This is a genomic window from Pseudoalteromonas maricaloris, from assembly GCF_024746855.1.
Taxonomy (GTDB): Bacteria; Pseudomonadota; Gammaproteobacteria; order Enterobacterales; family Alteromonadaceae; genus Pseudoalteromonas; species Pseudoalteromonas maricaloris.
On sequence record NZ_CP024625.1, the window covers coordinates 2,972,660 to 2,996,932 of the forward strand.

Below are 24,273 nucleotides of genomic sequence, written 5' to 3' on the forward strand. Positions count from 1 at the left end.
AATCAATCTAGTTAAAGTAAAACCTCTTTCAAACTCAGGAGCTTTACTATGTGGATCCATATTCCGATTTTATTTTTGCTTAGCCTAACGCTGCTATTATTTCTTCTGACCGCAACGAGTAGAATTCGCGCAGTCAAAAATGGTGATATTGCACTTCAAGATATTCGCTATGTTGAAAAACACGCCTTCCCCGAGCGCATAAGATTATTAGGTAATAGCTATGACAGCCAGTTTCAGCAACCAGTTTTATTTATTGCACTACTGATACTTTTGCATACTGAGCAAATGACGGGACAATTTTGGTTTGTGCTCAGCACCGTGTTTGTCGCAGCAAGATATTGGCACAGCTACGAGCACATACTGGGCAGTAACTTACGGTTACGAACCCTAGCATTTGGATTAAGTAGCTTTTGCTTGTTTTTTGCCTGGTTTAGCTTCTTGTTCGATAGGATGTAAAAAGTCTCTGGTTAAAGGGATTTTACACTGGCTAAGTTACGTACAAGTTTGTTACATTAACTACAACAATAACCTTAGGTTTTGGTTGTGCCTCAGTCTAGGTTGAATGGCGTCAAAATACACAGCAACTTTAGTGGGAAGCTTACGCTCCTACTCGCTTTTATTTACGGCGCCGTATTTTTGTTTAGCCCCTCAATTTTTGCGCTTGATGACAATTGCTCGCTCACGACCGCTCACGGCGACTCAATTTTGCTTACTTTCAATACCACGTCTTATAGCAAAATTGAACGCGGCAACAATACCGTCTCGATAGCCTGTAATTTACATGAAGACAGCGTTTTTTCATTTGTAGATGTTGGCCTTAATCACTATCAGTGGCGAGTCAACGCCCCTTTGCCCGTTAAGTTCTCACAGCCCGCATTTATCATTCCAAAAGGTAAGTACACAGCAACCTTAAGCTTAGATTCTATGCAAATTCATACGCCAAGATTTAGGCTGATGAGCACGGGGAAATTTATTTGGGAAAGTCAAAAAAGCAGCCTAGTCATGGGCGCATTTTATGGACTTTGCTTTACCTTAATTTGCTATGTATTGATCATGGGTAGTCGCCTCAATGATCCTATATTTAGACTCTACGGCGCTTATATCTTCTGCCTTTGTGGATTTGTATTATTCCAAGAAGGGCAATTAAATCTTTTTGTTTCATCTCAGTATAAACCATTACTCAAACACGCATATCTACTTAGTATTGGTCTCACTGTGGTTTCAGCAACTTGGTTTATGTTGAGTATCCTACTTGTTGACAAACAGTGGCCAAAACTCGTGTTGCTACTGAAAAGTGCCGCGGGTATCGTGATGCTCCTGAGCATACTTAAAATTCCCACTCAACAAGCACAATTGTCCTACTTATTAAGCCAAATTATGGCCTATATAACCCTCGTTATTGTCGCTACTATCTTTGTGCTATCAGCTCTTCAAACCAAGCGCAAAATTGGCGAAGCAAGTTTGGTTTTTGCGGCACTGAGCCTAGTATTAGTCGGTATGGTATTTCGCGTGCTGTTAGTGGGATATAGCCCATTTATGCAGCGCTATGCACTTATTTTTGCGTTTGCCATTGAGTCTTTACTGCTTGCCGTTGCGGTATCTAAACGCATTGGACGACTCAGACAGCAAAAACAACAAGCTGAAAATGAAGCAAATTATGATCAATTGTGCGGCATTTTTAACCGTCGAGGCTGGTACAAACAAGCCAACGTGCTAGTCGAGCAATTTAATAAACGTGGTGGTGTTTTGGCATTATTTTACATTGACTTAGATAAATTTAAGTTGATTAATGACCAATTTGGTCACGATGCTGGAGATAAGGCGCTTGCCCATGTTGCGACGTTTTTGTCATCAAGTATCAGAAAACAAGATATTGTAGGACGCCTGGGTGGCGATGAGTTTGCAGCGCTCTGCTTATTTGACGACACACAATCTGCAGAAGAAAAAGCACAACAGCTGCAACAACAACTCAATACCTTGCAATTTAGTCATGGGAAACAAAAAGTAGCAATTCAAGGTAGTGTCGGGCGAGCATTTTCCCAACACCCGATAACAGATATCAGCGATTTAATCGCACAAGCTGACAAGCAAATGTATCAGCAAAAAACCTTATCTTAAAGCTTAGGCTGCCTTAAGGTAAGGCTCTTGGCCTTTGTGCTTTACGCTACGTTGATAACTACCTTTGCCTTTTTTGCTCTTTTCAACTTTCGCCTTAAACAACGGGCTGGTTACTAACGCTTTTAGTGCGTTGTCTTTAATTTCACCACGCTGATGAGCATGCTGAAGTTTGCTTTTTTTAGTCATGACTTACTCCAAATAAGAATCGTATAAATTGATAGCGTTGATGCATAATTTCCGACCATCAACAAGCGCGAATATTAACCTAAATGTTTTAAAGCGCAATGGCTTTTAGCAATAAATTTTCGTCTTTTTTGACTGCTATTTTAAAGTTAAGTTCATACCCACGCTCTATACTTAAATGCAGCCCTTTCAAGTCAAGCTAAACGTTCGCGACAATGACCGATATCAAGATTGCAACCGGGATCAGCATACATTATCAGGACGAGGGAGCGCCTCACGCCCCCGTAATTATTTTGATAATGGGTCTTGGGGCACAAATGACAATTTGGCCAGATGAATTGTACTTTGGGCTAGTCAATAAAGGTTTTCGGGTGATCCGTTTTGATAATCGCGACACGGGATTATCGAGCCACTTGGACCATTTAGGTTCACCGAGTGTGATAAAAACCATGCTGAGTAAAAAGCTTCCCATCCGCGCTTCTGTTCCCTATACCTTAGAAGATATGGCCGGAGATGTTGTCGCTTTGATGGCAGGACTTAAGATTAAACGCGCCCACCTTGTTGGTGCTTCTATGGGCGGGATGATTGCACAAATCGTTGCAGCTAAGCATAAAAAGAAAGTGGTAAGTTTGACCTCAATTATGTCAACCTCAGCGTATCCCAAGTTTACCGCAGCAAATGTAAAAGTCATGCTGCAACTGGCAAAAGCACGGCCAAAGTCAGACTGCCACCAATCTGCCATTCAATACAATATAAAACTCAACCAGCTGATCGGCAGTCCCGCCTACCCTCAAGACGAAGGGACGCTACATCAACAAGCCAAACACAGTATTGAACGCGCACATAACCCGCAAGGATTTAAGCGCCAGCTTGCGGCGATTGTCGCAAGCCAATGTCGCAAGCACACGCTGGCAAAGATCAAAACGCCTACACTTGTTATCCATGGTACCGACGACCCTATTTTTCCCGCGGCCGCTGGCCAGCAAACCGCCGCTACTATTCGAAAATCCAAACTAAAACTGGTCAATGGGATGGGTCATGACTTCCCTCCAATGCTCATGCAAAAGATTGCTAAATGGGTGGCAAAACACGTAACTAAAGCAGAGCGAAAGCGATTAAAAAAGAAACAACACAAACAAATTGCAACTCAAGAGACTGCGAATAAAAAAGTCCCGAAAAATCAATCAAACACGCCCCAACAAAACACAGTTCACAATAAATAACATCCCTAGCATTACGCCCTGTAAAGCCTGATAGTGCTAGCCTTCGCATCGTAATTCAACCTAACTCAGGAACACCAATTCTGCCCTTATCGTTAAATTAAAGTAAATTTCCATTTGACAAACGTACATAAAAGCAACAACAATTAAACCGTTCCAAGCTTATTTGGACGCCAAAATAAAAATAGCCATGGATACAACATCAACAGATATCCACCCACAAAAAGTGGAACGATACAAAAGAGGTCAACATGAACATGAGTATAGCTAAAACGCGATTCCAACGCTCTCTTATAGCAGCCGCTTTGATGAGCTTAGGCTTAAGCTCGGCGCACGCAAATAGCGATCTGACAACTGCCAATGCCGCAGCTATCAGCGTTTCAGGAGAAAACCAACCCTATGAGGGCAAAGTCAACGCATTTGATAATAACCACTACAGCAAGTGGCTTACTTTTTCAGCTTCCGGTTGGATAAGTTATGCGTTTAGTGAAGCGGTGAATTTAACAGCTTACACCCTCACTTCTGCGAACGATGCGCCACAAAGAGATCCCAAAAATTGGACGCTTCAAGGCTCTCAAGACGGTCAAGTGTGGTTCACTATAGATTCGCAAAACAATCAAAGTTTTGCTTCGAGACATCAAACTAAGCAGTTCAATGTCAGTACCAATCAAGCGTACCGCTTTGTGCGCTTAAATGTTACTGCAACGCAAGGTGCTAATTTACTACAGCTTGCAGAAATCGAATTTATCGGTGCTCCGGCAAACGGTGGTACAACCTTGCCATTTAACCAAAGTGGCAGCGTTACCCCTGGCCAATGGTCACATTTTGGGCCATTTACAAGCTCAGCTCCTATCACAGCAACCTTGACTGGCAGCGGTGATGCGGATCTATACCTAAAAGCAAATAGCCAACCGACCACCGCAAGTTATGACTGCCAAAGTATCAATGATGCCAGCTCCAACGAGCGCTGTGATTTGAGCTCAAACGCACCGGTTTATGTTTCTGTATACGGTTTCCAAAGTGCCAATTATGAATTAACCGTCAGTAGCGATAGCACACCACCAAACGACACGTGGCAACGTCCGGAAGTGAACTTTGTTGATGTAAACCCTGAAACACAAGGCTCGGCATTATTTAAACGGATCATACCAAACCCAGCTGCACACATGGCCGAGCGCTGTGTGGATGTAGCAAAAGTATTATACCGCAACGCCAGTGAGTCCCAGCGTTTTAGAAAATTACAGTTTGAGCTGAGAGCCAAAGATCATTGGGGCAAGGATTTCGTTGCCTATAAGATGGGACAAGACGGTTCGGGTGAGATGACTATCGTCGTTAGCACCGCGCACTTAGAGCGTATTTATCGTGATAATAATAACAACGATGCCGTGATCCGTGATGAAATCGACGGCATTTTATTCCACGAAGTCACCCATGGTTACAATAACTCGCCGTTGACTCATGATAGCTATGGTGATGGCAAGGCAAATTGGGCATACACCGAAGGCCTAGCTGATGCCGTGCGGATCGGTGCGGGTTTTCATAAATCACGCTCACCGGATATCATTAACGCTAAACGCTGGCTTAGTGGCTACACCACTACTGGGTTTTTCTTACATTACGTCAAACAACAGCACGACTCAGAGTTTATCTACAAGTTTAATAAAGCGGCGAAAGATATGGGCAATTATACCTGGTCATTTGACGCTGCATTTCAACATATCTTGGGCCGCAGTGTTGAAGATGTTTGGAACGAATATGTCGCCTTTATCCAAAATGGCGGACAACTGGAGTATTAATTTTTAAATCGTAACTCTGCCACGTAAAAGAGTCTAAGAGATTCCTTTACGTGGTATCCGTTAATTTTGTGGCGCCTGTTCATGGGACATTGTTTTCAATTTAATCGCAAGACCACAGGAGAAGTAGATCTTCACCACTCCAACAATGATCAAATGAAAGTTTGGGTGTGAAAGTAAATCTAAGTCATAGAGGTAAGCTGCTTTTATTGGCGCATCGCCGTTTTCTATCATGGCGACTAGCCAATGATAGATTGCAATCCCCTCTTTGATCACCCCAAGTACTATCAAGGCTACGCCCGTTAAAAACAACAAGCGACAATACCACAGCGCAGTTTCTAAACCCGGACAGCGTAAATTACGAAATGGAATAAATTTCATGTCAATCCTTTATTTACGTCTTGATTGCTCGATTTTGATTAGCTTAACGGTATGGTGCAACAAAGATAAATCCCCTTCTTTACCATGCCCTGGGATAACCATGTTTATTTCCGGATATCGGCTTAATACCTTGTGTATAGACGCTTGCCACTCATCAACCGAAGCGTCCTCCAAGTTACCTAAATTTTTACTCGCCACACTTTTCACAAAGCATCCTGCGAATAAAATTTTAGATTGTGGCAGCCACACGACAATATTGTCTTTCGAGTGCCCTGCACCTGGGTAATAGGTTTCAACGACACCTGACTTAATCACTGATGAGGCTTGCGGCAAATTATGTAACGCAATCGCGCTGTGTTTTTGGGCTAATAGATGGTTGGTTTGGGCTGATGCATAGGTTGGGATCTGATGTTTATTTAATACCGCTAGGCCACCGCTTGCATCTTGATGGTAATGCGTGACCACCGCCCCTTTAACATTGAGCTTGCGGTCCTCAGCCCACAATAGCAGCACTTCTGTGTCTTGCTCAGTCCAAGGTGTATCAACAATGTAAGCATCTTGACCGTCGACCACAACCAGACCAGAGCCGGCCACTAGCCCCCAAGGTTCAACGTGTAGCGAAGATTCATGTTTATAAACATGCTCTGCAATCGGCGTTACCACTAAAGTCGACGTTTCCGTTGCAACTGTCACGCAGGGTAACAAAAATAAGAAAGGAGCTAAAAACTTCATCTGAAGTTGTTCATGTTAATTAAAAGTGACGAAAGACTATCAAGTTCCAGAATATAAAGTCCAGCGAAATGAAACGTCAAACTGCTAAATAACAGAAATCGGCTTATTGGTGTTAAACACGTGTGGGAGAGTGGATTGTTATGTTTTCTATAGTTTAGTTATTGGTTGTATATACGCCTAACATAGTTTCACATCAGGCGTAATAGTATTACAATCTGCATAAGTTCTGATTGCGCTTAAGGAACCTTACAGTAGTACTTGCCTGTAGGAGCTGGATTACATGCCATTCGGCCTGTTAAAGTATCTGTCCCTCTTGCGCCTGCAACATCTTTAGTTTGAGCAGTTGCAATTTCTTTACCTAATAAGCTTTTTAAGTTGGTTTTTTTTATAGTTAATTTCATGTTACTTCCTTATTTTCATTGTTATACTCAAGTAATACAGTACCCAAAAAAAACAGAAAAACAACCCCCTAACAGAAACAAAAAAGACTTTTTTAAACAATTTGATACCAAAAAGCATCAAAGTGACAACAAAAGTTACTACCGTCTTATTTCCCCAGCTGAGCTAGTATTATAGGTCTAAAAAATGCGCGGCAATCTAAAATCGCCACGCAAATGGTTGGAGAAGTGTAAATTAACCTACCAGTGCAAGCAAAATACCGGCAGCAACCGCACTACCCAATACACCCGCTACATTGGGGCCCATCGCATGCATCAGCAAGAAATTATGCGGATTACTTTCAAGGCCAACCTTATTGACCACGCGCGCAGCCATCGGGACTGCAGATACCCCAGCGGCGCCAACTAGCGGATTAATGGGGGTATCGCTAAACTTATTCATGGTTTTAGCCATTAATACACCTGCTGCGGTACCAATTCCAAAAGCCACGGCACCCAGCGCTAAAATCCCCAACGTCTCAACCGTTAAGAACTGATCAGCGGCCAGCTTTGAGCCCACCGCCAGTCCGAGGAAAATAGTGGTGATATTAATCAACTCGTTTTGCGCCGTTTTACTCAAACGGTCTACTACACCGCACTCTTTCATCAAGTTACCCAAGCAAAACATACCAACCAAAGGTGTTGCAGCAGGTAAAAACAATATCGTCAAACCTAGTACCGCCAGAGGAAAGAGGATTTTCTCGGTTTTTGATACATGGCGCAGCTGCGGCATCGCAATCTGGCGCTCTTCTTGCGTCGTGAGTGCTTTCATGATCGGTGGTTGAATAATTGGCACTAACGCCATATACGAATAGGCTGCCACCGCAATTGCACCTAGTAACTCTGGTGCAAGCTTAGACGCGAGGAATATCGCAGTTGGTCCATCAGCACCGCCAATAATGGCGATTGCTGAAGCGTCTTGCAGGGTAAATTCAAAGCCCGGAATATAGTTCAGCAATATAGCCCCAAACAAAGTGGCAAAGATCCCAAATTGAGCTGCGGCACCAAGCAACAGCATCTTGGGGTTGGCTATCAGTGCACTAAAGTCCGTCATCGCGCCCACCCCCATAAAGATCAGCAAGGGGAATACTCCGCTGTCTATACCAATGTAATACACGTAGTATAAAAGCCCACCAGGATCGGCAAGCCCAGCAACAGGAATGTTCGTGAGTATGGCACCAAAGCCAATAGGCACTAATAGCAACGGCTCAAAGCCTTTGGCGATCGCAAGATACAAAAGTCCGCAGCCCACAGCCATCATGCAAAGTGCAGGCACGGTGAAGTTGGCAAGCCCTGTTGCTTGCCATAAATTAAGTAACCCTTCCATCACAACATCCTTATGCTAAAGACATGATGGCATCGCCAGCACTGACGGAGTCGCCTTCAGAGACGAGTAGCTCTGCAACTTGGCCACTGTGTGTTGCACGCACCTCGGTTTCCATTTTCATGGCTTCCATGATGAGCACCACATCGCCTTCTTGCACTTCATCTCCTGCGCGCACCATAAGCTTAAAGATGTTGCCGGCAAGTGGCGCATTCAAAGTTTCACTGGAGCTCACCGAGGTTGATTGCGGAATAAGCTCACTGTCTTTGACTTGTACTTCTTGTAACTCTCCACCCGGCGCAACCACCACATCGTATACTTTGCCATCCACTTTTACGCTGTAACGCTCAGTAGCTGATGACTTGGCTTTAGCAGACGTTGCTGCAGCTTTTTGTTGTTTGCTTTCAACAAGCGTCGGTTTTGGCTCAAACGCATCTGGGTTATTGCGATTTTTCAAGAATTTAAGGCCAATCTGCGGAAATAATGCATAGGTAAGCACATCATCAATAACCTCGTCGGCTAAGGTAATTTGCTCCTCTTTTGCCATCGCAACTAGCTCGCTTTGTAAACTATCTAGCTCAGCTTCAATTAAGTCGGCAGGACGGCAGGTAATAGGCTCTGCACCTTCAAGCACACGTTGTTGTAAAGCTTGGTCGACTTGCGCTGGTGTCGCTCCATATTCGCCTTTCAGCACGCCAGCCGTTTCTTTGGTTATAGACTTATAACGCTCACCGGTAAGTACGTTTAATACCGCTTGCGTCCCGACAATCTGTGAGGTTGGTGTTACGAGTGGCAGATAGCCAAGCTCTTTACGCACACTTGGAATTTCTTTTAGTACTGCGTCAAGCTTGTCACCCGCACCTTGCTCTCGCAGTTGATTTTCCATATTGGTTAACATGCCACCAGGCACTTGTGCAGATAGAATACGACCATCTACTCCTTTTAAGCTGCCCTCAAAAGCTGCATATTTCTTTCTCACTTCACGGAAATAGGCTGCAACCTCTTCAAGCTCGAGTAAGTCAAGTCCTGTATCACGTTCTGTGCCTTCCACAATCGCCGCAATAGTTTCTGTTGCGCTATGGCCATAGGTCATACTCATCGAAGAAATCGCCGTATCGAGCATATCGATACCCGCATCTATGGCTTTTTGATAAGTTGCAGTACTGAGTCCTGTGGTTGCATGGCACTGCATTGCGATGGGAATAGAGACGGACGCTTTAAGCCCAGAGATTAACTTTTCGGCATCATAGGGTTTTAGTAACCCAGCCATGTCCTTGATACAAATGGAATGACAGCCCAAGTCTTCGAGCTGCTTAGCTTGCGTGAGCCACATTTCCAGCGTATGAACAGGGCTTACGGTATACGAAATCGTCCCCTGCGCATGCGCGCCCACTTTAATGGCAGCTTTAATAGCCGTTTCTAAGTTGCGCACGTCGTTCATTGCATCGAATATTCTAAATACGTCCACCCCGTTATGGTGGGCACGCTCAACAAACTTTTCGACAACATCATCAGCATAGTGACGATAGCCCAATAAATTCTGGCCACGCAGTAGCATTTGCTGTTTGGTTTTTGGCATCGCAGCTTTCAGCGCACGGATCCGCTCCCATGGATCTTCGCCTAAATAGCGAATACACGAGTCGAAGGTTGCTCCCCCCCATGATTCAACAGACCAATAGCCCATATTGTCGAGCTTCTCAGCGATAGGAAGCATATCTTCCAAGCGCATTCTGGTGGCGAGTAATGACTGATGCGCGTCGCGCAGCACTAATTCGGTTAGCTTTAACTGTGACATGCAAAACCCCTATTAATTGTTTTTTCTATAGGCTGCAACGGCAGCGCTAATGGCTGCAATATGTGCCTGCGGCACACCCTGTGACGATGTTGCTCTGGTTGTTTTTGATCTTGTGGTACTTGGCTCTACTTCTTTAAATTGAGCAGCAAAGTTGGCCAACAGTCGCATCGCAAAAATTAAAATGGACAGAAAAACAAAAACACCAACCATACCGGTCAGCATGAGATTTCCTGCTTGCAGTAGCTGCGATCCAATATCCATTTTTACCCCTTACTTGCTGTTTGGTTTTCCTGTTCGATGTTAACGAACAGGTATAAACCTTCACTTTTTGTAGATATTTATTCACCTTATAACAAAAAATGTTCCACTGTAAAGCGCGTTGTAAATTGGTATTACCAAAGCACTTAATTTACAAACTATCAGTGAGTTAGCTAAGAAAACATTAATAAATATGGAAAATTAACGTAATAAATATGAAAAATATTCAAAATAGCGCCAACTAATACTGAGATTTTAATGAATATAGAATGGATTTTTGATTACGCAAGATAAATTGTAAATTGGACTGACCAAAATTTAACATTTACGTTAACGTCACCCTGTATGACGCGTATTTCGCTGGATGTGGGAAAAGGGAGCTGCAAACAATTTATTCGCGTTACAGCTTTTTCAATATAGATGGGTATAATAAGGGGAAATTTTTACCAAAACGAACGTCTATGCCCTCCCTTGAACAAAATGAAAATTTATCTTTTCAAAGCCAATTTAAGTTAGATAAAGCCTATTATCGAGAGTGTTTTGAAGAGTCTGAAGCCAATGGGCTTGCTGTTAAACCGAAATATGGCTTGCTTGTACTACTAATTTTACTGGGGCTGTTTGCTATTTACGGGTTGCAGGAGCACTACGTCGGGAACTTTCTTATTCTATTGGCTGTAGTTGAATGCGTCGCTTTCTACTATCGCAAAGCTTGGTGGGTGATAAGACAGTCATATTCTCGTGCCGCCGGCAATATCGTCGAGGTTTCAATCTCTAAAGCAGGCATTAGCACCAAAGCGACACATGCCGAATTTTCTTACCTATTTGACGACTTAGATAAACTTGTTGAAACGAACAGAGGTTTTTTGGTATTTCACCAAAACAACCCGAGCTATATCAGTAAATCTGGACTTAACGAAGAAGCGATTGCCTTTTTATCTGAGCAAAGCCAGAAATAAGAAACCCCGCAGTGGCGGGGTTTTATTATGCCAGTTAAACCATGTTAACTAACATCGTAATTCAGTATTTGGTCAATTACATATTGCCCGGGCTAGATTTCTCAGCCTGGATTCGCATGTAAATTTCTTCACGGTGAACTGAAACATCTTTAGGCGCATTTACACCAATACGTACTTGGTTACCTTTAACACCTAGTACTGTTACAGTCACTTCATCACCAATCATCAGGGTTTCACCTACTCGACGAGTTAGTATTAGCATTCTCTTGCTCCTGTTATTCCAAAATTTAAAAGATTCCGCGTCAAATCCATTTTAAATAAAAGTTCCTAGAAAAGTAAGCAAAAACTTCTTTTACTCAGTACTTTCCAATTCGAATTTGGCATGTAAAGCCCGTACAGCTAGCTCTAAATATTTTTCTTCTACTAGTGCCGAGATTTTTATCTCTGATGTAGATACTAATAGAGTGTGAATATTTTCTTCGGCCAATGCCATAAAAAAGAGACCAGCAACACCTGAATGAGATTTCATCCCGATGCCAACCGCTGAGATTTTTGCCACGTTAGCATTAACCTCTACCGTTGCGCCACCTAAATTTTGTGCATGTTGCGCTAAAACTTCTTCCGCCAGAATACAATCATTTGTGTGCACAGTAAAAGCATAGTCTATTTTTTTCTCACTGTGGTTCAAATGGTTAATCATATCGACTTCGATATTATGCTCACCAAGAAGAGACAGTATATTGGCAAGATTACTAGGTTTTGCATCTACATTGTTAACTAAGATAAGCGCTTCGTCTTTGACACTCGCTACCCCAGAGACCACTTTGGTGTTTTTCATCTTACCTTCCTCATAGCTAATTAAGGTGCCGTTATCAGGAGAAAACGAAGAAAGTACGCGCAGCGGTACATTATATCGACCGGCCGCTTCAACCGAACGTATCTGCAAGACCTTAGCGCCAACACTTGCTAGCTCCAACATCTCAGAAAAAGTAATATGTGATAGACGCCTTGCATTTGGCTCTATTCGCGGATCGGTAGTGTAAACACCATCGACATCAGTATATATCTGACATTCGTCTGCTTGCAAAGCCCCTGCGATTTCAACTGCTGAGGTATCTGTACCGCCGCGTCCTAGCGTGGTGATATTACCTTCTCCATCACGCCCTTGAAATCCGGCAATAATGGTTATCCGGTTATGCTCAAGTTCTTGCTTTAAGCGGGTTGTGTCTATTTCTGTGATCCGCGCTTTAGAGAACATGTTATCGGTTTTAATACCAACCTGATCGGCAAGTAAGCTCACGGCAGAATGCCCACGCTTAATGATGGCCATCGCCAATAACGCGATAGAAACTTGTTCGCCGGTGGTGATCAACACATCTAGCTCACGAGAACTTGGACGTGCATCGATTTGTTGGGCAAGGGAAATGAGACGATTTGTCTCGCCTGACATTGCAGACAACACGACCACCACTTGGTGGCCTTGTTGTTGTGTTTTGATAACGTGTTCGGCAACCGCCTCAATACGCTCTACCGAACCTACCGAGGTGCCGCCAAACTTTTGTACAATCAGCGCCACTTGCTGATTACTGCGTTACTTCATTTAACCAAGTTGGAACACTGTTTAGTGCTGCGTCTAGGTTTTCTGGTTGTGAACCACCAGCTTGCGCCATATCAGGACGACCACCACCTTTACCACCGACTTGAGAAGCCATGTGATTAACTAGCTCACCTGCTTTTACCTGACCAACTAAGTCTTTCGTTACGCCAGCGATTAGGCTTACTTTATCGCCATTTGCTACACCTAGCGCGATGACACCTGAGCCAATCTTGTTCTTCAGGTCATCGACCATGCCTCGCAGTGCTTTAGACTCAGTTCCTGCAACGTTCGCTACGAGTAATTTAATCCCATTCACTTCGGTTACAGAGTCAAGTAGCGTTGCACCCGCGGCACTTGCTAGTTTGTCATTTAGTTGAGCAACTTGCTTTTCAAGGCCTTTTGACTTTTCAAGTAGCGCAGATACTTTTTCTAGCACAGATGAGGTATCACCCTTAACCAAAGCCGCAATTTCAGAAAGCACTTGCTCTTGCTCATTAACATAAGCGATGGCATCAGCTCCCGTTACCGCTTCGATACGACGAACACCCGCTGCGATACCGCCTTCTGAGACAATCTTGAATAGACCAATATCACCTGCACGCTTCACGTGTGTGCCACCACAAAGCTCAATTGAGTATCCACCAATTGAAACGACTCGAACTTCATCATCGTACTTTTCGCCAAAAAGCGCCATCGCACCTTTGTCTTTGGCAGCATCGATATCCATCAGCTCAGTTTGCAAAGCAAAGTTACGGCGGATCTCTGCGTTCACAGCATCTTCTACTTGCTGTAGCTGTGCTTTAGTGACGCCTTCAAAATGCGAGAAGTCAAAACGCAAACGATCTGGCAGTACCAATGAACCTTTTTGCGTTACGTGATCGCCCAGTAAATCGCGCAGTGCTTTATGTACTAAGTGCGTTGCAGTGTGGTTTTTCTTCACTCGCTCGCGACGCTCAGCATCAATACGCGCATCGGCTTTATCGTTAACACCAATGCGGCCAACTACATGACCATGGTGTGCAAATGCATTACCTAGCTTTTGCGTGTCAGTAACCACAAACTCGCCGTTAGCCACTTTTAGTACACCTGTATCACCAACTTGGCCGCCTGACTCAGCATAGAAAGGCGTGCGGTCAAGGATAACCACACCTTGCTCACCATCTTCTAACGTATTGGTATGTTGACCTTCTTTAAAAATTTCAACCACAGTGCCGGTATAGTGCTCAGCGTCATAGCCTTTAAAGTCAGTGTTTTTATCAGATTTCAAGCGCTCGTTGTAATCAGCACCGAACTTGCCAGCCGCTTGCGCTTTTTTACGCTGCTCTTCCATGCATGCTTGGAAACCGCGCTCGTCGATCGTCATAAAACGCTCACGCGCCACATCTGCTGTTAAGTCCGCAGGGAAACCGTAAGTGTCATACAGTTTGAACACTAAATCGCCTGGAATAACGTCGCCTTCAATGCCAGCTAGACTCTCTTCTAGAATAGTTAAACCACGGTCTAAGGTTTTACCAAACTGATCTTCTTCAATACGCAATACTTTTTCGATAATTGCTTGTTGCTTCACTAATTCAGGGTAAGCTTCACCCATTTGCTCAGCAAGTGCAGCAACTAACTTATAGAAGAATGCCCCTTTTGCACCGAGTTTATTACCGTGGCGAACTGCACGACGAATGATACGACGCAGCACGTAACCACGACCTTCATTCGATGGCATGACGCCGTCAGCAATAAGGAACGCACACGAACGAATGTGGTCAGCAACCACACGTAGTGATTTATCTTCTAAATCTTGAGCATCTGTTACTTTTGCAGCTGCTTTAATCAGCGCTTGGAACAGGTCAATCTCATAGTTTGAATGCACACCTTGCATAATTGCAGAGATACGCTCAAGGCCCATGCCAGTATCAACCGACTGCATTGGCAGCGGTTCCATTGTGCCGTCCGCATGACGGTTGTACTGCATAAATACTAAGTTCCAGATCTCAATGAAGCGATCACCGTCTTCTTCTGGTGAGCCCGGAGGTCCACCCCAAATGTGTTCGCCGTGATCATAAAAGATTTCAGAGCAAGGACCACAAGGACCCGTGTCGCCCATTGACCAAAAGTTATCCGCCGTCGCAATACGGATGATCCTGTCTTCAGGAACACCAACTTGTTTTGACCAGATCTCAAATGCTTCGTCGTCTTCATGGTAAACCGTGACTAGTAGCTTTTCTTTTGGCAGCTTGATCACATCCGTAAGGAAACCCCAAGCAAACTTAATTGCGTCGGTTTTAAAATAGTCACCGAAGCTAAAGTTACCTAGCATTTCGAAGAAAGTATGGTGCCTTGCGGTATAACCTACGTTTTCAAGGTCGTTATGTTTACCACCAGCACGAACACAGCGCTGTGAACTGGTTGCTCGCGTATAAGGGCGTTTTTCCGCACCCAAGAAGGCATCTTTAAACTGCACCATACCAGCGTTGGTGAACAGTAAGGTGGCATCATTACCCGGAATTAACGAGCTTGAAGGCACCACTTGGTGCTGTTGTTTAGCAAAGAAATCTAAGAAGCTTTGCCTGATTTGTGCGGTAGTCATATGCTGCATGTGATCATTCACCCTTTATTTCTTCTTGCTCTGCTGCAGTCATTGCAGCTTCAATTGCAAAATCTATTTCATCAAAACTAAAGCCACGATAACTCATGTAACGTACGCGCTTAGTTTTTTCTTTATATTCTATCGGTTGTGCGCAAAGACCGTACTTTTTTTCATAGGTTTTTGCGGCTTGCATGTACCAATCAATTTCACGCTCAGCGATTAGCGTATGCAAAGTATCTCGGCTCACACCCTTTTGCCCTGCATCCATTAATACACGCTTTTCTCCAAGTCCTTTTGCAATCTGGCGGTTTAAAAAGCTCTCTGCATAGCGGTCGTCATTAACGTAATCAAGCGACTTTAGCCAAGATACCAATTGCTCCGCGACTGCCGCTGTAGCCCCTTTTTGCAGTAGCTTTTGCGTCAATCCTGACTCAGAGTACTCTTGTCTCGACAATAACCAAACCGCATAATTTTTTAGCTTTTTAACTTCTTGTTCATCCATCAGGCGTCAAAGCGTCCTGAGTCAGACTGAGAGATGTTAGCATTTTCATCATTTTCCTTCTTTTCAACGATAATTGGCATAAACATCGCCTGAAAAGAAACAAAAAAGCCTATCATGGCGACCGGCATGATAATAATCGCCGGAATCATCGATAGCGGTATAGACGCGACAATAAGCGCTGCGACGACTAAGCCGTAAATACTCAGCGCAGCCATATTATGATAAAAAGCGGCAAGCGAGCACTTCATCGCGTGAAAAATACGTTTCTCACCTTGGAAAAAGACCTGTGGCACAACAAAAGCAAAGGCCATCATAATGACCGATTGTGCAATCACAAATACTGCAACTTCGGCAAAACTAATATTACTCGCGATAAGTCCGATAAGTTCATTCGGATCGGTGTTTGGGCCAACACTCTCGAGCGCAGTCGCCACATCACTAAATAGCACTCCGGCAACCATAGTCAGCAACAGTGCACCTGCCATTTGATAAATACCAACTCGGAACAAGTGTAATCGGCGGCCTTTTGCTGCAAAAGGCTCAAAAATGTCAGCCAACTTTATTGGTTTATTGATCTGTTTATTGATAACGGCAAGATAGAAGCCCGCGCTTAAAAAAGGACCAGACAAGGCTGCGATAATATGAAAAATAGGTGCGAATAGGGGTAATAGGCTTACTACCGCCATGAAAATGTACATCAGCATGAAAGTCATAGGCTGGGTTTTGAAAATTGCCCACCCGGCTTTTAGCCACTGCACGCCTATGCTTGCTTTGAATGTTCTAATTGGTGTCGACATAGTCCACTTAATTTAAGCTATAACGTCTTTGATTATACTGATTACCGCGTCGAGTGAAAAGGCATGAAAGGCGGATTTGTCAGCGCTTTTTAGCATATTTTAAACAAATACTGATGGTAGACCTAACCTACTTGGACATCTTAAGTTTTAAGGGATTGGAAAGAGAATAGAATGTTTGATATGACAAGCCAACCGAAGCACTTACCTAGTCGGCTTGTTGTGATAAGCATATACGCTTAGGCTAATCCGCTTTTGATATCTTTTTGATATCCAGCATGTGGGCACCGTGTTGGATCTTCGTTTTTAGATACTGTTCATTACCAGAAACCCCAGCCTTAACATGCGCCTGAGTGCCAACTACTTCATCGACGGTAATACCCGCATTTCTCAACGCCTTTAGCTTTCTTGGATTATTCGTCATTAACTTAACATGGTTTAACCCGAGCGCCTGAAGCATCAACACGGCATCAGAAAAATCTCTTAAGTCATCTTCAAAGCCGAGGTGGTTGTTTGCCTCGTAGGTGTTCATCCCTTGTGATTGCAATACATAAGCATCGATTTTATTGTACAGACCAATGCCACGACCTTCTTGGCGCAAATATAACAAAATGCCGCCTTGTGTATGCATCGCCTCAATGCATTCATTTAACTGTTCGCCACAATCACAACGAGAAGAATGAAAGACATCGCCGGTTAAGCACTCAGAGTGCATACGAATTAGGGGAATTTGCTGCTGACTGTCTGCGCTATTAAATACCAGCGCAACATGTTCTTGGCCATCTTTTAGCCCAGAAAAAGAAACTATTTCTGCAGGGATATTACTATGCTGCCCTACATTCAGCCCGACTCTCGCTCTTACTTCTGCCACGTCTTAATCTTGCCTAATGTGATAATATAACAATATGCTACCATACATGGGATATGGTGTCTCTAAATTCATTATACAAGGGCTGGGCGGACATCGCATTGGTAAATGTCAAAATTCGAACTAGGCTATATAAAAAAGGAAAGCGAGAACGTTTATAACTCATGCGCTCTGTTTTTATCTGCCTACTATTTTTAACCACATTCAGCTACGGCTCTGGCATCGATTTCAGTGGCTTTGCTACGCTCAAGGCGGTTAAAACAGACTCCCATACTGCCAAAATCAGAGAGTCCATTTCACAACCACACGGTGTAGAAAGAGATGAACTTGACTTTTCATTTTCATCTTTGGGCCTACAAGCCGAATGGCATGCTAGTGATAATTTGGAGCTTGTTGGACAGCTACTGTTAAAAGAACAACATGATGACCGAGTGAAAAACGCTATTAAACTGGCATTTTTACGTTACCACTTAAACTCAAACTGGCAATTCCGGGCAGGACGTACCGGGTTAGATCTATTCTTAATGACTGAGTATCGAGATATCGGCTACTCGATGGATATGGAACACCCTCCCGTTGAATTTTACTCTATTATCCCACATCAGAACTTGGATGGCGTTGACATTCAGTACCGCACGCCGCTTGATCAGGGCATCGCCAGTATCAAGGCATATTGGGGGCGCTCCGAGTCACCAATCTACAGCGATTATGAGTTTTTTTGGAATGTAGAACTCAAATCTATCTTGGGTGTAGCGGTACAGTACGAAACGTTAAATTGGCTGTTTAGAGCCAACTATACAACAACACAAGCAGCCAATGAACACGAGCAGCAAAAGCAGTTACGTGATGCACTCACGCAAGTTCCCCTACAAGTTTGGCCAACCAAAAATGAGCTGATCGATTCTCTTTATATCATCGACAAGCGCTTTACCTACAGCGCAGTCAGTATGAGATATGATGACTCAAATTGGTTACTACAGAGTGAAATATCGCTGACGGATTCAAATTCCAGCGTGCTCAACCACTTAAAAGCAGGCTACATCACTCTGGGCAAGCGCTTTGATTTAAATACCTTGTCTTTCACCTACTCAGTTGCCAAGTCCGATAATGAGCCAAGTGTAGAGCCTGGTCCGCTCGTCCCATTACCTGAATTAATGCAAATTTACGAGGCTGCTTCCATGCACTCTGGTTTTTATCAACTGGATCAGCATAGCACTTCCCTAACGTGGCGACGTGAATTGAGCCCGACATTAGCGCTAAAGTTCAATTGGAAACATACCTCTGCTGACCATTTGCCCAGCGCTTTCTACCTTCACAATACAGAGCAATTTAGTGATCCTGACCTTTCCTTCAACACCTTTACGCTTAGTTTTAATTGGGTGTTCTGATGAATAGGTTACTTATTGCTGTTTTCTTCCTTGTTTCTTACCCAATTTCAGCAACAGCCGATATTGCCGTCATCGTTAACAAAGACAACCCCACCGAGTCGATATCGCAGCGCCAACTAATAGACATGTACATGGGAAAATACGTTGCTTTTCCCAATGGCGATATGGCCGTGACCTATGACTACGAAAAATCGCACCCTTTAAGAGGCCCTTTTTTTCTGGCACTGACAGGACGTAATGAAAGCCAAATCAACGCCTATTGGTCAAGAATAAAATTCAGCGGCAAAGTTTCTCCCCCTCAGTCATTTTCCTCACCGTCGACTATACTTGAAAATATCAGAAATACGCCAAATGCAATCGGCTATGTTCCAGCAGACTTTGTGACGGGTGATGTGAAGGTAATTTACCAAATCGATGACTAAATATGGGCTGATCGTGCGACTTGCACTCGTGCTTGTTGTCTCGACTTTTATTTTTTCAATGCTTTACGCTAAGTTATATCACGACCATATCGTTGAGCGTGAACTTCGGCGCTCTAATACTATTATCGGGCAAATTGGCCAAACCGTGTCATCTTCTTCCTCTATTGCAACTTATCTCAATGACAAAGACCTTGCTGTAGAAGTTATTAATGGCCTAGTCAGTAACGACGTTATCTCTTCTGCCGCAATCAAAAGTGAAGAAAAGTGGCTCGCTCAAAGCGTAGGATTTAAGCCGCAAAATGCGACCATTATTAAGCTTAATCATCCGTTTTTATTGAGTGAAATTGTTGGTGAGATCTATATTCAACCCAATTCCGTTTTTATCGAGCAAAGTGCTAGAGATATCGCTCGTTCAAGCGTTCAAACTTTGTTGGTCGTCATCATCCCGATCTTAATCATCTTTACCGTTGTGACACACTTTATAGTGACGAAACCCCTGAGTAACTTGAGTAGTCAAATTGCTAGGGTTATTCCTGGCGCCCCCTTGAATTTAGTCGTGCCTAAAGGACATGAATCAAGTGAAATCGGTGATATTGCAAGCAATACCAATCAACTTATTGCAAAAACCGCTTCTATGTTCGAGCAAGAACGGCAACTGCGAGCAGATATAGAAGTGCTTGAGAAGCGCTTTAGACTGATGTTTGAACGGTCATCCTCTCCCACACTATTGGTAAAAGACAAAGGCGAAGTGATCTTAGCTAATGATGCCGCTTGTGATTTGCTGGCTGGTATGGCAATTGACCTTGATGAATATTTTCCCGAGAGTTTTGGTCGCTACTGCAAAACTCCGGATATTCTTTATACCTTTACGGAGCATACTTTGGAGCTTAACCAGCCAACTCAGTCAGAGTTTGAGTTTATCAACCCCTTGACCGAACAACCTGTTTGGCTGAGTGTCATCATGCTGAGAGTGGAAAGTAGCGGACATTTCTATTTACAGGTATTTTTATCAGATATCACGCTGAGAAAAACCGTGTTTCAAGAACTCAATAAAAAAGCTAACCGCGATAAGCTAACTGGCCTCTACAATCGCCATGGGACTGAAATCAAAATCAACGAGTGGTTAGATAACGAAACGCCGTTTAGCTTATTTATTATTGATTTAGATGAGTTTAAACCAATCAATGATATTTATGGCCATAACGCCGGCGACGCTATGTTAAAACATATCGCCACTCAAATTAGTACTCAGGTTAGAGAGCAAGATGTGGTTTGTCGCTGGGGAGGTGATGAGTTTTTGATTGCTTTGCACTGCGCTAAAAATGAAAAGCTGCAACGGATAGCTGAAAACCTGCTAGAGGCGATAAACACCGAGATGATTTGGCAAACGCCAGAAGGTAAATCACTGCCACTGCGAGTTGGCGCGAGCATAGGTATTGCAAGCTACCCAAGAGACGCGGTTGAGCTAAGCCAATTAATTGAGTGTGCTGATGTCGCTATGTATACGGTAAAAAAAGACAAGAAAAACGCCTTTCAATTTTACTCTCTAAGCGCTTAGTTATACCGCTCAAGTTAGTGTGTACCGATGTACGACAGTCCACCAGCACACCTAACTTGCCTTTATCTACTGAAAGTGACTTATCTGCTGCATTGCCTCTTGAATATATTCAAAGTTTGGCTCTTGCTCTGATGGCCTGTTAGTTTCATCGAGCGTCTCGTAGATTCCCATGGGCGAGACTTCAATAATTTGCTGCTTACTCACAACCGCATATTTGTTGTAGCTACTAAGTAGTAACCAATTTCTCTCTTTAACGGGCCCGGTTAGGTTATAACCCGTACTATACTCTTCAGGCGTGTTTTTAATCCCTAAATACTCATTCATCAACGTTGGAGCCAGGTCTAAGTGACTGGTTATCACATTTGAGGCTTGCTAATGCTGCCACTTTTCGCTTTTTGGTCCAACAACAATAAATGGCACCTTTATCTGCGGCTCAGTAAAATTACTATTATGTCCCCAGTAATTAAGCTTGTTGTCATTCAGCTCTTCACCATGATCTGACGTGATAATCACCAGTGTATTCTCTATATCAAGCTGCGCTAATACCGATGCAGCAAGACTATCTACAAAGTGTGTACTGGTAAGATAACGATTTAAAATTGGTTCTCTATCATAATCGTTGTCCAATAACATATGGTTAATGGGACCGTGCATTGGCTCAAACCCGGCATGGTAACCCTCAGGAACTGCGTAGCCATGGATTGCATCATAAAAGAGAAAACTGAAAGACGGCTGGTTTGGATCTTTATTAGCATACCATTTAGCCCAATTTTTGGTGATCTGCTCATCCCTAGCTAAAACGTCATCACCTTCAGTATGTGTTTTCAAGCCTATAATGTTGGCAAAGACTGTTTCATTGAACTCAGGGCGAACAAGCTGAGCAGAAGAGAATATTCCAAGTTGATAGTTCAACTCCCGCATTCTGTCCATCAATAACGGTGTAACACGATTGTTGTAAATGTCCTGCCAAGCGGTGCCAGGCAAGCCATAAAATAACCCGGTTATCCCTGTACGTGTAGAATTTCCAGTAGAGAAGTGTTGATTGAAGACCACTCCCTGTTGTGAGAATCGCCAAATATTGGGAGTCACTTGCGCTGTAAAAGCATCATACCGCCATGAATCCAGCACCACAAAAACAATATCAAGAGGCTTCTTAACTGGCTCTACTTCAATAGGTTGTAAAGGATAGTTAAATTGTCCTTGTGTTAAAGACATAGATTTCTGCTGCGCCAATGCAGCTTCATCTAGCAAATCATATCTACGCAAAAAGGAGTTTGCTGTTGCGGACTTTCAGAGAGGTAAGTACTTACTGACCCCGTAATCGGTTGATATACCGTCGCACTTGCCCAAGCATGAATAAGCGCAATAATGGTTACGCTGGTAAACTTTCGACCAAAGCGCAGCTGCATTACGGCTCGGGGCTTACTTAACCACGTTAACAGGTAAAACTGGAAAACAAATATCATAATAAAAATGGCTACCGCTTGAGCCCATGCAATTGGCGAGAACTCAATAACTTGGCCTGCAAGCAGCATATCGACAATAACACCGTTAATATGAAACTTGTAAAGCTCAAAGCACAAGCTATTTGCAATAAGTGCTACGAAAAACAATGCATAAAGCAAAGCATACGGATCTCACTTTATTTGACTGTAACCATACTAAAGGCATAGCGACAATACTCACTAACGCTGTGAGTATAGCCATATGGCTCCACGTTGATACGGAAACGTAAAATAATGTCAGTCCTAGATAATCGGCAGGGTTGGTATTTACAACGTTTATGGTAATTAAGATTGAGCAAAGAGAGTTGATAAGAACCGAACTGGTGAACTGGTGAACTGATGACGCAATAGCACAGTTCAATTTGTTCCTTTAATAGAAAGCTTAACTCTCATCTTACCGTTCTGACATAGTTAGTGTCACATTAAAAATTGTGAAAAAGTTTAACGCCGAAACAAGCCGCTTTGTTAGTACTGTTTCAATATCGTTTCTTTATAGTTTTCTGCTTTTATTTCAACTTGATACTTGCTAGCCAGTGAATCCAGCTCTGCTTGCCACATAGCCAAATCATCCATCGTTATGGTATTGTCATCCAATTGCCATAGCTGACGAGATCCCGCATAGCTATACTGAATCGCCGTCATCGCATCTACATCCCCCTGCTGCGCTGCCTGTTTTAACTTCGCCATTTTACGGGTGATTTTGTTCAGTGATTGCTTTAAGTCCCACACATAACTTACTTCGGTCATAAAGGGATGCGCCTTATGCTTTTTGAGCACAAACCCAATGACGATGCAGGTCACGACTACACCAGTTAAATTCCAATGAAAATGGCTACCATCAACATCAGGAAATAATTGGATCAATAACTGAGCAATCCCTAAACTACCGATTGTTAGCGCTGTAACGCAAGCAATGATAACTTGATTTAGATGTTTGCGATAACGCGCCTTGCTGATCTCAACTAACTTCATAACAACCTATGATCACGAAAAATTAAATAATGTACTCTGCTCCTCGTGCATTGTAATCCAAGGCCTGTGGCCAAACCAAGATACATATCAAAAAAATCTAAAAACTTTCACCCCGTTTCCGTTACCCAAACGTTCTATTTACGAAAACAACATAACGGGGATAAAATCATGACGACATTAGCCACTCTTCAACAGCCTAATTCAGCAATTCCAAAACTCGCACTATCGCTTGTTGGCGCAGTTATTATTACTTTTGCCACCTTTGGCTTTATGCAAAACTTGGTCTCTCAAGAGCTCACTCGCCCCATTATCGACAGAGAAGTATTTGATCTTACTATTGCAGCGGATAGAGAGGACTCTCCAGTCGAAGAAAAAAGGGTAATGCCAGAACCACCAAAACCAATAACGGCCCCGATTAGACCTACTGAAAATATCGTTGATACAGGAGATAATCTACAAATTAGTAGCGAGACACCTCGCTTAGATTTAGGTAAGTTTGCTAACACAATGACGCTGCAATTCTCCACCGATGGGCAAGCGACTCCACTTGTTAGAAGCAACCCTAACTATCCGCCCGCGGCTGCTAGAGATGGAGTGGAAGGCTGGGTAGAAATGGAGTTTGCCATTTCTCCACAAGGCGAAGTGATTGATGTTAAAGTGACGAAAGCGGAGCCTAAAAGAGTATTTGATCAGGCTGCTGTCAGAGCACTAAGGAAATGGAAATATAGACCACTTATTGTTGATGGAAAACCGCAGCCGCAATACGCTCAGCGCGTTGTATTAGAGTTTACACTGGAACAATAACAGCCATTGATACGTAATCAATTTGAGCCGCTGAGTCACGAAGTAAACTTCTTAATTTAGCTTATTGATATTAGGGTCTGTTGAC

26 protein-coding genes are annotated in these 24,273 nt (G+C 43.4%); 9 read left to right on the plus strand and 17 right to left on the minus strand.

Annotation, left to right across the window (positions count from 1 at the left end):
* Nucleotides 1–48 precede the first annotated feature (48 nt).
* Nucleotides 49–456: an MAPEG family protein gene (locus CTT31_RS13085; RefSeq protein ID WP_045989911.1), complete on the plus strand. Its 408-nt coding sequence runs from the start codon at nt 49–51 to the stop codon at nt 454–456.
* A 180-nt stretch (nt 457–636) separates the two neighbouring features.
* Nucleotides 637–2,118, plus strand: a complete 1,482-nt coding sequence (locus CTT31_RS13090; protein ID WP_260491415.1) for a sensor domain-containing diguanylate cyclase — start codon at nt 637–639, stop codon at nt 2,116–2,118.
* Nucleotides 2,119–2,121: 3 nt separating this feature from the next.
* Here CTT31_RS13090 and CTT31_RS13095 read toward each other — a convergent pair whose 3' ends face one another.
* A complete protein-coding gene (locus CTT31_RS13095) occupies nt 2,122–2,304 on the minus strand; it encodes an alternative ribosome-rescue factor A (protein WP_010606219.1) in 183 nt (60 codons plus the stop codon).
* A gap of 212 nt (nt 2,305–2,516) precedes the next feature.
* Here CTT31_RS13095 and CTT31_RS13100 point away from each other — a divergent pair, with 212 nt between their 5' ends.
* Nucleotides 2,517–3,524, plus strand: coding sequence for an alpha/beta fold hydrolase (locus tag CTT31_RS13100; RefSeq protein ID WP_211858237.1), 1,008 nt, complete (start codon nt 2,517–2,519; stop codon nt 3,522–3,524).
* A gap of 248 nt (nt 3,525–3,772) precedes the next feature.
* Nucleotides 3,773–5,317: a basic secretory protein-like protein gene (locus CTT31_RS13105; protein ID WP_017216299.1), complete on the plus strand. Its 1,545-nt coding sequence runs from the start codon at nt 3,773–3,775 to the stop codon at nt 5,315–5,317.
* Between the two features lie 60 nt (nt 5,318–5,377).
* Here CTT31_RS13105 and CTT31_RS13110 read toward each other — a convergent pair whose 3' ends face one another.
* The 6 genes from CTT31_RS13110 to CTT31_RS13135 form a co-directional block, all read right to left on the minus strand.
* A complete protein-coding gene (locus CTT31_RS13110) occupies nt 5,378–5,695 on the minus strand; it encodes a hypothetical protein (RefSeq protein WP_017216300.1) in 318 nt (105 codons plus the stop codon).
* Between the two features lie 9 nt (nt 5,696–5,704).
* Complete coding sequence (gene bla / locus CTT31_RS13115; RefSeq protein WP_260491417.1) at nt 5,705–6,388, minus strand: subclass B1 metallo-beta-lactamase; 684 nt, start codon at nt 6,386–6,388, stop codon at nt 5,705–5,707.
* Nucleotides 6,389–6,663: 275 nt separating this feature from the next.
* Nucleotides 6,664–6,828, minus strand: a complete 165-nt coding sequence (locus CTT31_RS13120) for a hypothetical protein (RefSeq protein ID WP_165384082.1) — start codon at nt 6,826–6,828, stop codon at nt 6,664–6,666.
* A gap of 232 nt (nt 6,829–7,060) precedes the next feature.
* Entirely contained in the window at nt 7,061–8,191 is a 1,131-nt protein-coding gene (locus tag CTT31_RS13125; protein WP_045989904.1) for a sodium ion-translocating decarboxylase subunit beta, read from the minus strand.
* Between the two features lie 10 nt (nt 8,192–8,201).
* Complete coding sequence (gene oadA, locus CTT31_RS13130; RefSeq protein WP_260491418.1) at nt 8,202–9,983, minus strand: sodium-extruding oxaloacetate decarboxylase subunit alpha; 1,782 nt, start codon at nt 9,981–9,983, stop codon at nt 8,202–8,204.
* A 12-nt stretch (nt 9,984–9,995) separates the two neighbouring features.
* Nucleotides 9,996–10,244, minus strand: a complete 249-nt coding sequence (locus CTT31_RS13135) for an OadG family protein (RefSeq protein ID WP_010375931.1) — start codon at nt 10,242–10,244, stop codon at nt 9,996–9,998.
* A gap of 458 nt (nt 10,245–10,702) precedes the next feature.
* Here CTT31_RS13135 and CTT31_RS13140 point away from each other — a divergent pair, with 458 nt between their 5' ends.
* Complete coding sequence (locus tag CTT31_RS13140) at nt 10,703–11,197, plus strand: hypothetical protein (RefSeq protein WP_017216304.1); 495 nt, start codon at nt 10,703–10,705, stop codon at nt 11,195–11,197.
* 76 nt (nt 11,198–11,273) lie between these two features.
* Here the strand turns inward: CTT31_RS13140 and csrA are convergent, their stop codons facing one another.
* The 6 genes from csrA to CTT31_RS13170 form a co-directional block, all read right to left on the minus strand.
* Nucleotides 11,274–11,459: a carbon storage regulator CsrA gene (csrA, locus tag CTT31_RS13145; protein WP_010375935.1), complete on the minus strand. Its 186-nt coding sequence runs from the start codon at nt 11,457–11,459 to the stop codon at nt 11,274–11,276.
* A 90-nt stretch (nt 11,460–11,549) separates the two neighbouring features.
* Nucleotides 11,550–12,773 (minus strand): aspartate kinase, encoded by a 1,224-nt coding sequence (locus tag CTT31_RS13150; RefSeq protein ID WP_010375937.1) that lies wholly within the window; start codon nt 12,771–12,773, stop codon nt 11,550–11,552.
* A 7-nt stretch (nt 12,774–12,780) separates the two neighbouring features.
* Entirely contained in the window at nt 12,781–15,384 is a 2,604-nt protein-coding gene (gene alaS / locus CTT31_RS13155) for an alanine--tRNA ligase (protein WP_026000859.1), read from the minus strand.
* A gap of 4 nt (nt 15,385–15,388) precedes the next feature.
* A complete protein-coding gene (locus CTT31_RS13160; RefSeq protein ID WP_211858254.1) occupies nt 15,389–15,877 on the minus strand; it encodes a regulatory protein RecX in 489 nt (162 codons plus the stop codon).
* Entirely contained in the window at nt 15,877–16,674 is a 798-nt protein-coding gene (locus CTT31_RS13165; RefSeq protein WP_260491419.1) for a BPSS1780 family membrane protein, read from the minus strand. The genes CTT31_RS13160 and CTT31_RS13165 overlap by 1 nt, the downstream gene beginning before the upstream one ends.
* Nucleotides 16,675–16,915: 241 nt before the next feature.
* Nucleotides 16,916–17,542 (minus strand): GTP cyclohydrolase II, encoded by a 627-nt coding sequence (locus CTT31_RS13170; RefSeq protein WP_211858256.1) that lies wholly within the window; start codon nt 17,540–17,542, stop codon nt 16,916–16,918.
* A gap of 161 nt (nt 17,543–17,703) precedes the next feature.
* Between CTT31_RS13170 and CTT31_RS13175 the strand changes: the two genes are divergently transcribed.
* The 3 genes from CTT31_RS13175 to CTT31_RS13185 are packed head-to-tail and all read left to right on the plus strand — an operon-like array spanning nt 17,704 to nt 20,907.
* Nucleotides 17,704–18,927, plus strand: coding sequence for a hypothetical protein (locus tag CTT31_RS13175; protein ID WP_211858257.1), 1,224 nt, complete (start codon nt 17,704–17,706; stop codon nt 18,925–18,927).
* Nucleotides 18,927–19,349: a type 2 periplasmic-binding domain-containing protein gene (locus CTT31_RS13180; RefSeq protein ID WP_211858258.1), complete on the plus strand. Its 423-nt coding sequence runs from the start codon at nt 18,927–18,929 to the stop codon at nt 19,347–19,349. Before CTT31_RS13175 ends, CTT31_RS13180 begins: the two co-directional genes overlap by 1 nt.
* On the plus strand, nt 19,342–20,907 hold the full coding sequence (locus CTT31_RS13185) for a sensor domain-containing diguanylate cyclase (protein WP_211858259.1): 1,566 nt from the start codon (nt 19,342–19,344) through the stop codon (nt 20,905–20,907). The genes CTT31_RS13180 and CTT31_RS13185 overlap by 8 nt, the downstream gene beginning before the upstream one ends.
* Nucleotides 20,908–20,973: 66 nt before the next feature.
* On the opposite strand, the gene CTT31_RS13190 is transcribed toward CTT31_RS13185, so the two are convergent.
* From CTT31_RS13190 to CTT31_RS13205, 4 genes are all read right to left on the minus strand, one after another.
* Nucleotides 20,974–21,231 carry a hypothetical protein gene (locus CTT31_RS13190; RefSeq protein ID WP_249122414.1) on the minus strand — a complete coding sequence of 86 codons (258 nt, stop codon included), beginning with the start codon at nt 21,229–21,231 and terminating at the stop codon, nt 20,974–20,976.
* A gap of 48 nt (nt 21,232–21,279) precedes the next feature.
* The gene (locus tag CTT31_RS13195; RefSeq protein WP_249122415.1) at nt 21,280–22,122 is read right to left on the minus strand and encodes a sulfatase-like hydrolase/transferase; all 843 of its coding nucleotides are present in this window, start codon (nt 22,120–22,122) and stop codon (nt 21,280–21,282) included.
* A 29-nt stretch (nt 22,123–22,151) separates the two neighbouring features.
* Nucleotides 22,152–22,532, minus strand: coding sequence for a DUF3413 domain-containing protein (locus CTT31_RS13200; protein WP_249122416.1), 381 nt, complete (start codon nt 22,530–22,532; stop codon nt 22,152–22,154).
* Between the two features lie 345 nt (nt 22,533–22,877).
* Nucleotides 22,878–23,384: a DUF3087 domain-containing protein gene (locus tag CTT31_RS13205; RefSeq protein WP_211858260.1), complete on the minus strand. Its 507-nt coding sequence runs from the start codon at nt 23,382–23,384 to the stop codon at nt 22,878–22,880.
* A 168-nt stretch (nt 23,385–23,552) separates the two neighbouring features.
* Here CTT31_RS13205 and CTT31_RS13210 point away from each other — a divergent pair, with 168 nt between their 5' ends.
* Nucleotides 23,553–24,188, plus strand: coding sequence for an energy transducer TonB (locus CTT31_RS13210; protein WP_211858262.1), 636 nt, complete (start codon nt 23,553–23,555; stop codon nt 24,186–24,188).
* Nucleotides 24,189–24,273: the final 85 nt, after the last annotated feature.

Excerpts from the sequence above, each read along its gene's own strand:
- CTT31_RS13085 (WP_045989911.1), top strand. The coding sequence starts at position 49 with ATGTGGATCCATATTCCGATTTTATTTTTGCTTAGCCTAACGCTGCTA.
- CTT31_RS13095 (WP_010606219.1), bottom strand. The coding sequence starts at position 2,304 with ATGACTAAAAAAAGCAAACTTCAGCATGCTCATCAGCGTGGTGAAATT.
- CTT31_RS13100 (WP_211858237.1), top strand. The coding sequence starts at position 2,517 with ATGACCGATATCAAGATTGCAACCGGGATCAGCATACATTATCAGGAC.
- CTT31_RS13105 (WP_017216299.1), top strand. The coding sequence starts at position 3,773 with ATGAACATGAGTATAGCTAAAACGCGATTCCAACGCTCTCTTATAGCA.
- CTT31_RS13110 (WP_017216300.1), bottom strand. The coding sequence starts at position 5,695 with ATGAAATTTATTCCATTTCGTAATTTACGCTGTCCGGGTTTAGAAACT.
- CTT31_RS13120 (WP_165384082.1), bottom strand. The coding sequence starts at position 6,828 with ATGAAATTAACTATAAAAAAAACCAACTTAAAAAGCTTATTAGGTAAA.
- CTT31_RS13125 (WP_045989904.1), bottom strand. The coding sequence starts at position 8,191 with ATGGAAGGGTTACTTAATTTATGGCAAGCAACAGGGCTTGCCAACTTC.
- oadA (WP_260491418.1), bottom strand. The coding sequence starts at position 9,983 with ATGTCACAGTTAAAGCTAACCGAATTAGTGCTGCGCGACGCGCATCAG.
- CTT31_RS13135 (WP_010375931.1), bottom strand. The coding sequence starts at position 10,244 with ATGGATATTGGATCGCAGCTACTGCAAGCAGGAAATCTCATGCTGACC.
- CTT31_RS13140 (WP_017216304.1), top strand. The coding sequence starts at position 10,703 with ATGCCCTCCCTTGAACAAAATGAAAATTTATCTTTTCAAAGCCAATTT.
- csrA (WP_010375935.1), bottom strand. The coding sequence starts at position 11,459 with ATGCTAATACTAACTCGTCGAGTAGGTGAAACCCTGATGATTGGTGAT.
- alaS (WP_026000859.1), bottom strand. The coding sequence starts at position 15,384 with ATGCAGCATATGACTACCGCACAAATCAGGCAAAGCTTCTTAGATTTC.
- CTT31_RS13160 (WP_211858254.1), bottom strand. The coding sequence starts at position 15,877 with ATGGATGAACAAGAAGTTAAAAAGCTAAAAAATTATGCGGTTTGGTTA.
- CTT31_RS13165 (WP_260491419.1), bottom strand. The coding sequence starts at position 16,674 with ATGTCGACACCAATTAGAACATTCAAAGCAAGCATAGGCGTGCAGTGG.
- CTT31_RS13175 (WP_211858257.1), top strand. The coding sequence starts at position 17,704 with ATGCGCTCTGTTTTTATCTGCCTACTATTTTTAACCACATTCAGCTAC.
- CTT31_RS13180 (WP_211858258.1), top strand. The coding sequence starts at position 18,927 with ATGAATAGGTTACTTATTGCTGTTTTCTTCCTTGTTTCTTACCCAATT.
- CTT31_RS13185 (WP_211858259.1), top strand. The coding sequence starts at position 19,342 with ATGACTAAATATGGGCTGATCGTGCGACTTGCACTCGTGCTTGTTGTC.
- CTT31_RS13190 (WP_249122414.1), bottom strand. The coding sequence starts at position 21,231 with ATGAATGAGTATTTAGGGATTAAAAACACGCCTGAAGAGTATAGTACG.
- CTT31_RS13195 (WP_249122415.1), bottom strand. The coding sequence starts at position 22,122 with ATGTCTTTAACACAAGGACAATTTAACTATCCTTTACAACCTATTGAA.
- CTT31_RS13205 (WP_211858260.1), bottom strand. The coding sequence starts at position 23,384 with ATGAAGTTAGTTGAGATCAGCAAGGCGCGTTATCGCAAACATCTAAAT.
- CTT31_RS13210 (WP_211858262.1), top strand. The coding sequence starts at position 23,553 with ATGACGACATTAGCCACTCTTCAACAGCCTAATTCAGCAATTCCAAAA.